The organism is Pseudomonas sp. GW822-FHT02G04 (assembly GCF_058802085.1).
The window spans coordinates 347,301-359,363 of the sequence record NZ_JBXANU010000003.1 but is presented as its reverse complement, the minus strand read 5'-3'; the positions used below and the strand labels follow the sequence as shown (position 1 = coordinate 359,363).

At 59.8% G+C, this 12,063-nt stretch carries 11 protein-coding genes; 6 read left to right on the top strand and 5 right to left on the bottom strand.

Features of this window, described 5'->3' with window-relative positions:
- The first annotated feature begins 12 nt into the window (after positions 1–12).
- Positions 13–1,386 carry a Trk system potassium transporter TrkA gene (gene trkA, locus AC1RO5_RS06430; RefSeq protein ID WP_007941504.1) on the top strand — a complete coding sequence of 458 codons (1,374 nt, stop codon included), beginning with the start codon at positions 13–15 and terminating at the stop codon, positions 1,384–1,386.
- Positions 1,387–1,517: 131 nt separating this feature from the next.
- Entirely contained in the window at positions 1,518–1,841 is a 324-nt protein-coding gene (locus tag AC1RO5_RS06425; RefSeq protein WP_493173661.1) for a tetratricopeptide repeat protein, read from the top strand.
- A gap of 94 nt (positions 1,842–1,935) precedes the next feature.
- Here AC1RO5_RS06425 and AC1RO5_RS06420 read toward each other — a convergent pair whose 3' ends face one another.
- Both AC1RO5_RS06420 and tag read right to left on the bottom strand, forming a co-directional pair.
- Complete coding sequence (locus AC1RO5_RS06420; RefSeq protein WP_493173659.1) at positions 1,936–2,823, bottom strand: lysophospholipid acyltransferase; 888 nt, start codon at positions 2,821–2,823, stop codon at positions 1,936–1,938.
- Between the two features lie 40 nt (positions 2,824–2,863).
- Positions 2,864–3,421, bottom strand: coding sequence for a DNA-3-methyladenine glycosylase I (gene tag / locus AC1RO5_RS06415; RefSeq protein WP_019651237.1), 558 nt, complete (start codon positions 3,419–3,421; stop codon positions 2,864–2,866).
- Between the two features lie 81 nt (positions 3,422–3,502).
- Here tag and glyQ point away from each other — a divergent pair, with 81 nt between their 5' ends.
- The 4 genes from glyQ (at position 3,503) to AC1RO5_RS06395 (ending at position 7,912) form a co-directional block, all read left to right on the top strand.
- Positions 3,503–4,456 (top strand): glycine--tRNA ligase subunit alpha, encoded by a 954-nt coding sequence (glyQ, locus tag AC1RO5_RS06410; protein ID WP_003213601.1) that lies wholly within the window; start codon positions 3,503–3,505, stop codon positions 4,454–4,456.
- Entirely contained in the window at positions 4,453–6,507 is a 2,055-nt protein-coding gene (gene glyS, locus AC1RO5_RS06405; protein WP_007934311.1) for a glycine--tRNA ligase subunit beta, read from the top strand. The genes glyQ and glyS overlap by 4 nt, the downstream gene beginning before the upstream one ends.
- Positions 6,508–6,511: 4 nt before the next feature.
- Positions 6,512–7,051: a D-glycero-beta-D-manno-heptose 1,7-bisphosphate 7-phosphatase gene (gene gmhB / locus AC1RO5_RS06400; RefSeq protein ID WP_493173848.1), complete on the top strand. Its 540-nt coding sequence runs from the start codon at positions 6,512–6,514 to the stop codon at positions 7,049–7,051.
- Positions 7,052–7,132: 81 nt separating this feature from the next.
- Positions 7,133–7,912 carry a lysophospholipid acyltransferase family protein gene (locus AC1RO5_RS06395; RefSeq protein ID WP_493173656.1) on the top strand — a complete coding sequence of 260 codons (780 nt, stop codon included), beginning with the start codon at positions 7,133–7,135 and terminating at the stop codon, positions 7,910–7,912.
- Between the two features lie 182 nt (positions 7,913–8,094).
- Here the strand turns inward: AC1RO5_RS06395 and AC1RO5_RS06390 are convergent, their stop codons facing one another.
- From AC1RO5_RS06390 to AC1RO5_RS06380, 3 genes are all read right to left on the bottom strand, one after another.
- On the bottom strand, positions 8,095–10,407 hold the full coding sequence (locus AC1RO5_RS06390; RefSeq protein WP_493173654.1) for a CHASE2 domain-containing protein: 2,313 nt from the start codon (positions 10,405–10,407) through the stop codon (positions 8,095–8,097).
- An 18-nt stretch (positions 10,408–10,425) separates the two neighbouring features.
- A complete protein-coding gene (locus tag AC1RO5_RS06385; RefSeq protein ID WP_493173652.1) occupies positions 10,426–11,421 on the bottom strand; it encodes a FecR family protein in 996 nt (331 codons plus the stop codon).
- A gap of 332 nt (positions 11,422–11,753) precedes the next feature.
- Positions 11,754–12,005 (bottom strand): hypothetical protein, encoded by a 252-nt coding sequence (locus AC1RO5_RS06380; protein WP_493173650.1) that lies wholly within the window; start codon positions 12,003–12,005, stop codon positions 11,754–11,756.
- Between the last annotated feature and the right edge of the window lie 58 nt (positions 12,006–12,063).

Sequence of the window (12,063 nt, the reverse complement as noted above, 5' to 3'; positions counted from 1 at the left end):
GGGAGTGACTGGATGAAGATCATCATCCTCGGCGCAGGGCAGGTCGGCGGTTCGCTGGCAGAACACTTGGCCAGCGAGGCCAACGACATCACCGTGGTCGACACCGATGGCGAACGCCTGCGCGACCTCGGTGATCGACTGGACATCCGCACCGTTCAGGGCCGCGGTTCGCTGCCGACCGTGCTGCGGCAGGCCGGTGCCGACGACGCCGACATGCTGGTGGCCGTGACCAACAGTGACGAAACCAACATGGTCGCCTGTCAGGTCGCCCACACCCTGTTCCACACGCCGACCAAGATCGCCCGGGTCCGCGAAGCCGCGTACCTGACCCGTACCGAACTGTTCGACAACGAAGCGATTCCGGTCGACGTGCTGATCAGTCCGGAGCAAGTGGTCACCAATTACATCAAGCGCCTGATCCAGCATCCGGGCGCATTGCAGGTGATCGACTTCGCCGAAGGCAAAGCGCAGCTGGTGGCGGTCAAGGCGTACTACGGCGGGCCGCTGGTGGGCCAGCAACTGCGCCAGTTGCGCGAACACATGCCGAATGTCGAAACCCGCGTCGCGGCGATTTTCCGTCGTGACCGGCCGATCCTGCCCCAGGGCGATACGGTGATCGAGGCTGACGACGAAGTGTTTTTCATCGCCGCCAAAGCGAACATTCGCGCAGTGATGAGCGAAATGCGCCGCCTCGATGAAAGCTATAAACGCATCGTCATCGCCGGTGGCGGGCAGATCGGTGAGCGGCTGGCCGAGGCTATCGAAAGCCGTTACCAGGTGAAGATCATCGAGATGAACCCGGCCCGCTGCCGCTACCTCTCGGATAACCTCGATAGCACCGTGGTATTGCAGGGCAGTGCTTCAGACCGGGATCTGCTGCTGGAAGAGAACATCGCCGACGCCGATATTTTCCTCGCCCTGACCAACGATGACGAAGCCAATATCATGTCTTCGCTGCTGGCCAAGCGCCTGGGCGCGAAGAAGGTGATGACGATCATCAACAACCCGGCCTACGTCGACCTGATCCAGGGCGGCGACATCGACATCGCCATCAGCCCGCAACTGGCGACCATCGGCACCTTGCTGGCTCACGTGCGCCGCGGCGATATCGTCAGCGTGCACTCATTGCGCCGGGGGGCGGCGGAAGCCATCGAGGCGATTGCCCACGGCGATGCGAAGTCGAGCAAGGTGATCGGCAAGGCCATCGAAAACATCGGCCTGCCGCCGGGCACCACCATCGGCGCAATCATCCGCGACGAAGAAGTGATCATCGCCCACGACGACACCGTGATCGAAACCGGCGACCATGTGATTCTGTTCCTTGTGGATAAGAAGCATATTCGGGATGTGGAGAAGCTGTTTCATGTGGGGCTCAGCTTCTTCTGATGATCGTTCCCACGCTCTGCGTGGGAATGCCTCAACGGACGCTCCGCGTTCGGCTTTGAAAGGGACGCAGAGCGTCCCGGGCTGCATTCCCACGCGGAGCGTGGGAACGATCACTGACTGAGGAAGCACCGATGATCGAATCCCTGGAAAAAATGCTCGCCAAGGGTGTGGATAACTCATTGCTGCGCTTCGGCCTGGGCAAGGGTTATCTGGATCTTGGGGAAAACACCAAGGCCGCAGAGCATTTCCAGCGCTGCGTCGAATTCGATCCGAAGTATTCGGCAGCCTGGAAGCTCTTGGGCAAGGCCCATCTGGCGCTGGCGGATTACGCGGAGGCGCGGCAGGCCTGGGAACAGGGCCTGGAAGCTGCCCGCGCCCATGGCGACAAGCAGGCGGAGAAGGAAATGACGGTGTTTCTGAAAAAGCTTGAGCGTCAGGCGCACGCAGGCCAATAAAGATCAAAAGATCGCAGCCTTCGGCAGCTCCTACGGGGTGTACGCCGAGCCTTTGTAGGAGCTGGCGAAGCCTGCGATCTTTTTATCCACAGCATCAATACCAGCGAGCTTCGCCCGGCGGACGCTTCTTGAAGCGCTTCATGCTCCACATGTACTGGCTCGGATAAGCCCGCACATAACGCTCGACCACCTGACTCATGGCCGCGCAGGAGGTTTCGGTATCGGCGCTGTACATGGCCTCTGGCGCGGCTTCGAGAATCACTTTGTAACCCGAACCGTCCGGCAGCCGCAGGGCATGCAGGAACACGCCGACCGCTTTGCCACCGGCGAGCATGTTCGGCACGAATTTGCTGGTCAGGGCCTGAGTGGCGAAGAACGGCACGAAGATCCCGGCGGATTCGGCCGGTTCCGGGTCAGCCGGAATGCCTACCGCACCACCCTTGCGCACTTCCTTGATCACGCTGAGGATGCCTTCCTTGGTGGAAGCCGCCACCCGGTTACCCAATTGCACCCGCTGCTTGCGCAGCAACTCATCCACCGCCTTCAGTTTTGGCGGGCGGTAGAAAATGATCGGTTTGCACTGGCTGCAATAGAAGTGGTTCAACACTTCCCAGTTGCCCAGGTGGCTGGTGATGCCAACCACGCCTTTACCGGACGCCAACGCCTCTTTCAAAACTTCGAGGCCTTCGACTTCGCGCACCAGTTCAATGGAACGCTGGGCCGGCCAGATCCACGCGCAGGCGCTTTCAGTCAGAGACTTGCCGATGTCTTTCAGGCTTTGACCCACCAGACGCTCACGCTCGGCCGGGTCCATCTGCGGAAAGCACTTGGCGAGGTTGATCCGCACCACGTCGCGGGAACGGTTGGGGGTTTTCCACATGATCCAGCCAATCGCCGAACCCACCGCCTGCACTGCCCGCCATGGCAGTAGGGCAAACAGTCGCAGAGCGCCTACCAGCAAGGCGCCTTTAAACTTATCCACAGGTCACTCCTGATCTTGTGCTGTGCGCGAGGCGGCTATTCTAACCGCCGTTCGCCAAGGTGGCGTAGCGATCGCAATCACGGGTGTGGTCCATGACCATGCCTGAAGCCTGCATCAGCGCGTAACAAATGGTCGGGCCGACGAACGTGAATCCGGCTTTTTTCAGGCCTTTACTCATCTCGATGGCGGCCGGTGTCACCGCCGGGACTTCACTGCGATCCTTGAAATGATTGATCACCGGCGTGCCGCCGACGAACGACCAGAGAAACGCCACCGGGTCTTCCAGCTCCAGCCAGGCCTGGGCATTGCGCCGGGCTGCGTTGAGTTTGAGACGATTGCGGATGATCCCCGGATCGAGCATCAGTTCATCGATTTCCGCGTCGCTCATCTGCGCCACGCGCTGTACGTCGAAGCCGAACAGCACCTCGCGATAACGCTCTCGCTTGCGCAATACAGTGATCCAGGAAAGCCCGGCCTGGAACCCTTCGAGCAAAAGCAACTCGAACAATCCCTGCGCATCGCGTAGCGGCGTGCCCCACTCCTGATCGTGATAAGCCATGTACAGCGGATCTTCGGTACACCAAAAGCAGCGTGGCATAAGGCTCCAGGGGGCGTGCGCAGGACCGAATCGGGTATACTCCCGCTCTTTAAATCGCAGCCCAAGAAACAGGTGAATTTCGTGAGCCAGCCTACGCCAGCCGTGCGTACCTTCCAAGACTTGATCCTCGCCCTCCAGCAATACTGGGCCGAGCAAGGTTGTGTGGTACTTCAGCCCTACGATATGGAAGTAGGCGCCGGCACTTTCCACACTGCCACGTTCCTGCGCGCCATCGGCCCGGAAACCTGGAACGCCGCTTATGTGCAGCCCAGTCGTCGCCCGACTGACGGCCGCTACGGTGAAAACCCGAACCGTCTGCAGCACTACTATCAGTTCCAGGTAGTGCTGAAGCCGAACCCGGACAACTTCCAGGAACTGTACCTGGGTTCCCTCAAGCACGTGGGTCTGGACCCGCTGGTGCATGACATCCGTTTCGTCGAAGACAACTGGGAGTCGCCAACGCTGGGCGCCTGGGGTCTGGGCTGGGAAGTCTGGCTCAACGGCATGGAAGTGACGCAGTTCACTTACTTCCAGCAAGCGGGCGGCATCGAGTGCTACCCGGTGACCGGCGAGATCACTTACGGTCTGGAGCGTCTGGCCATGTACCTGCAAGGCGTGGACTCGGTCTACGACCTGGTCTGGGCTGACGGTCCGTTCGGCAAGGTGACCTACGGCGATGTGTTCCACCAGAACGAAGTGGAGCAGTCGACCTACAACTTCGAACACGCCAACGTCGAGAAGCTGTTCGAACTGTTCGACTTCTATGAAAGCGAAGCCAAGCGCCTGATCGAACTCGACCAGCCGCTGCCGTTGCCGAGCTATGAAATGGTGTTGAAGGCTTCCCACACCTTCAACCTGCTGGATGCGCGCCGGGCGATCTCGGTGACCGCGCGCCAGCAATACATTCTGCGTGTACGCACCCTGGCGCGTTCCGTCGCGCAAGCCTATCTGCTGGCTCGCGCCAAGCTCGGCTTCCCGATGGCGACCCCGGACCTGCGTGATGAAGTACTGGCCAAGCTGGAGGCTGCACAATGAGTGCTCAAGATTTTCTGGTTGAACTGGGCACCGAAGAACTGCCACCCAAAGCCCTGAACACCCTGGCCGAGGCATTCCTGGCCGGTATCGACAAAGGCCTGCAAGCCGCTGGCCTGAACTACGAGAGCAAAACCGTCTACGCCGCGCCGCGTCGTCTGGCCGTGCTGATTACCGCGCTGGCGACCCAGCAGCCGGATCGCAGCATCAACCTCGACGGCCCGCCACGCCAGGCAGCGTTCGATGCCGAAGGCAACCCGACTCAAGCAGCCCTGGGCTTCGCCAAGAAGTGCGGTGTAGAGCTGAGTGAAATCGATCAGAGCGGCCCGAAGCTGCGCTACAGCCAAAGCATCGCCGGCAAGCCGACCGCGAGCTTGATGCCGACCATCGTCGAAGATTCCCTGAACGACCTGCCTATCCCCAAGCGCATGCGCTGGGGTGCTCGCAAGGAAGAATTCGTTCGTCCGACCCAATGGTTGGTGATGCTGCTCGGTGACCACGTCATCGACTGCACCATCCTCGCCCAGAAGGCCGGCCGCGATTCCCGTGGTCACCGCTTCCACCACCCTGAAAGCGTGCGCATCACCTCGCCGGCCAACTACCTGAACGATCTGCGTGCTGCTTATGTACTGGCCGACGCCAACGAGCGTCGCGAGCTGATCAGCAAACGCACCGAAGAACTGGCGACGATGCAGGAAGGTACGGCGATCGTTCCGCAAGCCTTGCTCGACGAAGTGACCGCGCTGGTTGAATGGCCGGTGCCGCTGGTGTGCTCGTTCGAAGAACGTTTCCTCGACGTGCCGCAAGAAGCGCTGATCACCACCATGCAGGACAACCAGAAGTACTTCTGCCTGCTGGATGCCGACGGCAAGTTGCTGCCACGTTTCATTACCGTGGCCAACATCGAAAGCAAGGATCCACAGCAGATCATCGCCGGTAACGAGAAAGTGGTTCGCCCACGCCTGACCGACGCCGAGTTCTTCTTCAAGCAAGACAAGAAGCAAAAACTCGAAGAATTCAATCTGCGTCTGCAGAACGTGGTGTTCCAGGAAAAACTCGGCAGCGTCTACGACAAGGCCGAGCGCGTGTCGAAACTGGCGGCCTACATTGCCGCTCGCATCGGCGGTAACGCTTCCTGGGCGGCGCGTGCCGGCCTGCTGTCCAAGTGCGACCTGGCGACCGAAATGGTCGGTGAGTTCCCGGAGATGCAAGGTGTCGCCGGTTACTACTACGCCCTCAATGACGGCGAGCCGGAAGATGTCGCCCTGGCGCTGAACGAGCAGTACATGCCGCGCGGTGCCGGCGCTGAACTGCCGACCACCCTGACCGGTGCGGCCGTGGCCATTGCCGACAAGCTCGACACCCTGGTAGGCATTTTCGGTATCGGCATGCTGCCGACCGGTAGCAAAGACCCGTATGCCCTGCGCCGTGCCGCGCTGGGTGTGTTGCGCATCCTCATCGACAAGAAGCTCGACCTCGACCTGAACGACGCCGTGGCCTTCGCCGTGAATGCGTTCGGCGCCAAGGTCAAGGCTGCCGGCCTTAATGACGCCGTGCTGGAGTTCATCTTCGACCGTCTGCGTGCCCGTTACGAAGACGAAGGCGTGGATGTCGCAACCTACCTGTCGGTACGTGCCCTGAAGCCGGGTTCGGCCCTGGACTTCGACCAGCGCGTACAAGCGGTAGAAGCGTTCCGCAAATTGCCGGAAGCCGCTGCTCTGGCCGCCGTGAACAAGCGCGTGTCGAACCTGCTGAGCAAGGTCGAAGGCTCCGTGCCGACGGTCGTTGAAGCCAAGTACTTCGACAACGCCAACGAGTTCTCGCTGTATTCGGCGATCCAGCAGGCGGACCAGGCTGTGCAGCCAATGGCCGCTGCCCGTCAGTACAGCGAATCGCTGGCGCGTCTGGCCGCATTGCGCGAACCGGTGGATGCGTTCTTCGAAGCGGTGATGGTCAACGCCGAAGACGCCAAGGTGCGAGCCAACCGCTATGCGCTGCTGGCGCGTCTGCGGGGGTTGTTCCTCGGCGTCGCCGATATTTCGTTGCTGGGCTGAGGAGCTGCTGTTGAAACTGCTGATTCTCGATCGGGACGGGGTGATCAATTACGACTCCGACGCGTACATCAAGTCGGTGGAGGAGTGGATTCCACTCCCCGGTTCGATCGAAGCGATCGCGCAGTTGAGCAAGGCCGGCTGGACGGTGGCGGTCGCCACCAACCAGTCGGGCATCGCTCGCGGCTATTACGACATCGCCACCCTGGAGGCCATGCATGCTCGCTTGCGCGAGTTGGTGGCGGAGCAGGGCGGCGAAGTCGGGCTGATCGTCTATTGCCCGCACGGGCCAGACGATGGCTGCGATTGCCGCAAGCCAAAACCCGGGATGTTGAAAACCATCGCCGCACATTACAACGTTTCGCTGACGGATCTATGGTTCGTCGGCGATACTCTCGGTGACCTGGAGGCCGCCAAAGCCGTCGACTGTCAGCCAGTTTTGGTAAAGACCGGGAAAGGCGAAAAGACTCAGGGCAAGACCCTACCGGCAGGCACCTTGATTTTTGACGATCTGGCGGCGATTGCCGCAGAACTTATCCACAACTAAGGCTCTTCTGACATCCTGGCCAAGGACTGATCGGGAGTGCGCTTGAATAGGCGGGCAGTGCCCGCAACGGTAAATGTCGCCATGTCGATACTGCAGGCCATCAGAACTTTCCTCTTTTACCTGCTGCTGGGCACCAGTTCGTTGCTCTGGTGCACCCTGAGCTTTTTTATCGCGCCGTTTCTGCCGTTCAAGGCGCGTTATCGCTTTATCAACGTGTACTGGTGCCGCTGCGCCTTGTGGCTGAGCAAAGTCTTTCTGGGTATTAGCTACGAAGTGAAAGGCGCCGAGAACGTGCCTGAACAGCCCTGCGTGATTCAGTCGAACCACCAGAGCACCTGGGAGACGTTCTTTCTCTCGGCCTACTTCGAACCGTTGAGCCAGGTGCTTAAGCGCGAACTGCTCTATGTGCCGTTCTTTGGCTGGGCCATGGCCATGCTGCGGCCGATCGCCATCGACCGTGACAACCCGAAAGCCGCGCTCAAGCATGTGGCGAAAAAGGGCGATGAACTGCTCAAGGACAATGTCTGGGTGCTGATTTTCCCGGAAGGGACTCGCGTTCCCTACGGCACCATCGGCAAGTTCTCCCGTGGCGGCACTGCATTGGCCGTCAATGCGTCATTGCCCGTGCTGCCGATTGCACACAATGCCGGCAAGTTCTGGCCAAAAACCGGTTGGGCCAAAAAGCAGGGCGTGATTACCGTGATCATCGGCGCTCCGATGTACGCCGAGGGTAGCGGGCCACGGGCCATCGCCGACTTGAATGACCGGGTGCAGGCCTGGAACGAGCAGATGCAACGCGAAATGGGTTCGCTGCCAGCAGCCCCGGCGGCACCAAGTGCAACCGATCAAGTGACTGTCTGAGATTCTGTGGATAACCTGTGTACCGTTTTGTTGAAAATCGCTGTATTTCGTTTTTAAGCTTTTGATTTACATACATATTTCTTAAGCAAATAAAACTTCGGAAAACGTGCATAAGTTTTTTTCGGACGTAAAAAAACCGGCTGATATAGCCGGTTTTTTTATGCCTGTGAAAAGTGTTCGGCTCACTCGCCCAATAGGGGCAGCTGGACACTGAACGTCGTGCCTTGTCCCACCACGCTATGACAGGAAATCCGCCCGCCGTGACGATCCACCACCGCCTTGACCATGGACAACCCCAGCCCCAGGCCGTCACTGCCGTGAGCCGATGCAAAGCGTCGATACTGACTGAACAGCTCAGGAAGTTCTTCGACAGCAATCCCTCGGCCCTGGTCGGCGATCTCGCACGTCAACCAACCTTCGACACAACTCACCCGCACGGTGATCCGCGAACCCGCCGGACTGTACTTGATGGCGTTTTCCAGCAGGTTGAACAGTGCCCGTGTCAGTAACGACTGATCGGCCAGGACCAGGGCTTCAGCATCTTCGTCGAGGTCATGCAGCAACTGAATATTCTTCAGATGAGCGATGCTCGAGGCCTGGTCGAAGGTATCGAGCAGCAACATCGCGAACATGCTCGGCTGAAACTGATAGGACTCGGATTCAGCCTTTGCCAACTGCACAAAGGCCTCGGTCAGGTTCAGCGCCTTGCGCACTTGCAACTCGATCTGACTGAACACTTGAGTGTCGCCAGACACCTGATGCCGCTGAACGTCGAGCAAAGCCAGAATCGCCGAGTGGGGGGCCCTCAGGTCATGAGACAGGAAACGCAGCAACACGGCCCGCTGCTCCTCGGCGTCCCGTTCGACGCTCAAGTCAGTGAGGCTCAGTAACCAGCCAATCACCGAGTCGCCTTCGGCCGGCAATAGCGGCGCCAGGTCCAGACGCAGGCTACGCGCCTGGGTGTCACGAAACTCCAGCGGCTCCAGGGTCGACAACGCAGGTAGCGTTCCACCGGACGGCACCGGGTAACCCAACTCGCTCAGTTGCTCGAGCATGTCCTCGCCCACCAGGCTGCTGGAAAATATCTCTCGAGCCTTGCGGTTGGCCAGCAGAATGCGCCCGTTCGGATCGCTGATCAGCGTCGCCACCGGCAGGTACTCAAGGCCATCAGCAATGAACCGCCGGGTGTCGCCGGTCCGGCTCATGGCCTGCTCCAGCGCGACGATTTGCCCTTGCAGCACATCACCAGCCGGGGCCTGGGTACGGCGGCGTTCGGGAAAGACTTTCGGCTCGCTGTCCAGGCGCGCCAGTTCCCAGCCGAAATAGGCGAGTACCGCATTCAGCCTTCGCCAATTCCAGATCAGGTAACCCAACAGCATACCCAGCAGACTCGCGGCCGGTGACCACCACCAGCCAAGTCGTAACAGCAAGCCCGAACCCAGTATTGCGACCGCCATTGCCCCCAGGGTCAGCCATAGCGCGCGACGCGGACGCACCAACATCAGGCCCAGCAACTCACCGACTATCACCACCGATAACAACGCCGCCAAGCGTTCATCGAGAGCCACAATGTTGCGCTGTTGCAGCAGCCCGTTGAGGATATTTGCCTGAATTTCGATGCCCGGGGTGGTGCCCATGCTCGCCGATTGCGGTGTCACGTAACGGTCCCCCAAACCTGGAGCCGTGGAGCCGATCAGGATCAAGCGATCGCGCAGCAACTCGGGCGGGACTTCACCACGCAATACGCTGACGTAGGGCACGCTGGGAAAACCCGCATCGGAACGGATGAAAGGAATCCGTATTTCGTGGGCTCGCTGCCAGCCTTGCGTCGACGGCAGGGCCGGGGTCCCGGGCATTGGTACATTTTCCTTGTCGGCAAAGGTCTGTTCGTACAACAGCCAGGCCAGTTGCGCGCGTGTCTGTTGTGCCGGTCCTTCGCTTAAATACACACTGCGCACGATCCCGTCGGCATCCGCTTGGGCATTGATGTGCCCGATGCCTTTGGCGCAATGGCTCAGTGGCGCCACCGGTTCAATCTCCCCCAAAGGCTGTCCGTAACGCGCCACGCCTTCGCGCAGCAGCGGCACGAAGACATTTCCGGCACGGCAGGCCGCCTGGGCCAGAAGCTGATCGTTGCCGGGATGGCTATCGGGCTCGCTGAAAATGACGTCGAACAGAATGCCTTTGACGTTCGCGGCTCTGAGCCTATCAAGCAGTTGCGCGTGCATCGCTCGCGACCAAGGCCATCGGCCAAGCTGCTGCAAGCTGTAGTCATCGATCGTGACGATGAGTATTCGTGGGTCCACCGGCAGCGGGCTCAGCCGGCGCAGGTTGTCGTACAGCAGATTGCTCAAGGTCAGGCCCTGGCTCATGGACAGCACCGCCGTCAGCGGCAACAGGATCAGACTGACCCACAGCCACTCGCGGACCATTCGCCGAAACAGCCGCTGAGCCTGGGTCGGCTCGCGACCGTCCTTCCTTGGGCGGCCCTTCATCGGTCGTCGGCCAGGGCGCTATTGGACACGCGTGGTCCTGGGGTAATAGAAAATGTCATACACCCCGGTCTCTCCCTCTAACCCCTGAGCGTCATACGCCGACAGGCGAACATGGTAGAACAACGCTTTCAGCCCGCTGAATTTGACCTCGGGCGTGCTGGAGAACTGCTCTTGCTTGATGTCCAGGAAGGCGGCGTCGGTGGCCACTTGCGCCCGATAACGCGTGGCCCCTTCGATGGGCTTCATGATCAATTGCCAGACAGGCACATTACCCGTCTGACCGGCTTGCCCCAACAAACGCGGCGCGGGTAACAAGTCGATTGGTGTCAACGTGCCTTGTTTCTGAATACGCAACCCCTGACGGGCCATGACCTGGACTTCGTCATCCTCTGGGCCCTGAGTCCGTTTGGCAGTGGAGCGGGCAGAGCGGGGGGTCGACGGTTCGTCATCACGATTGACCGCCACTTGCCCGTTCAGCACCTCCAATAGTGCCTGGCCACCGTCATCGTTGCGCACCCGGAAGTGCGTGCCCCGTACGCCCAGTACACCGACCGGCGTGACGATCTGAAAACGATCATGGTCGCTGGCACGCTTGATCACATAGGACTCGACCTGACCCTGCTCAAGGATAACCTGAGGGATCGAATGTTCTTCATTGAGGTGCAGCGTGATGTGGGAGCTGGAGGGCAGCACTATCCGCGAGCCATCTCCCAGGGACAGGCTGACAAACGCCGAAGGCGAGGTCTTGACGCCTTCCTGCTCGTCGATCGGCATGCCTTCTTGCAGTGGCGTCTGTTTACCTTTGGCGTCCAGTTTCCAGGCTTCGCCGGTCAGGTGCTCGACAGTCGCGGGCAGCGGTTGGCCGCGGCATTGTTGGTTGTCATCGATATAAGGCAGACGTTTTGCAGAGATGGCAGCCGCCGATGCACTCTGGGTGAGCAATCCCATCAAGCCGGCAACCAGTAAAAGACAAACGCCAGAACGGCGTGGGAGCAATAAGGTCATGGGGTTCATGGATTGGCTTTTATGCTCTTATACAAATCTTGCCGGGAAACGCACGCGCTTGACGCACGATACCTGACCGGATGCTCTGGCAGATAGCCATGGGAGCAAAGGAAATGAGATGACACATCCCTGTGTCGAAACCGAGCAGGCACTCCGTGTGTTTTCCCCTGAACTGCAGACCCGCCGAAAACCGGCGATCGACGGTCCTGCCGTTTAGCATTGACGCTCCCTGCGTCGGAGCACATCCCAATGCCCTGTGCCGCTCAGCGAAAACGAATTTACCGGCATAAGCGACCTTGCGCGTTCATTCTCAATATTTGTTCAGAATTGACTGAAGGCGCCTAAAACACCCAACGTTGTTGCGCCGAGCGAATGTCGAGCTGGGCGGCTTCCACCTGTGCGGAGTGCACCGGGGCAAAGCCTGGCGAGTCGCCCATCACTGTGTTTGTCTCTGTTGGACCAAAGTAACGCGGCACAGCCTCCTGATCGATGACTGCAATCGACTGGACCGTGGTGCACCCCAGCCCCAGGCCAGCTGCCAACATCAACGCCGCCAGCCTTGTGAACTCATTAGAGAGAATATTTAGACGCATCTTCCCACAGTCCCTTGAACATTCTGTCGATGATTCAACGCCTACCGGCGAAGTGATA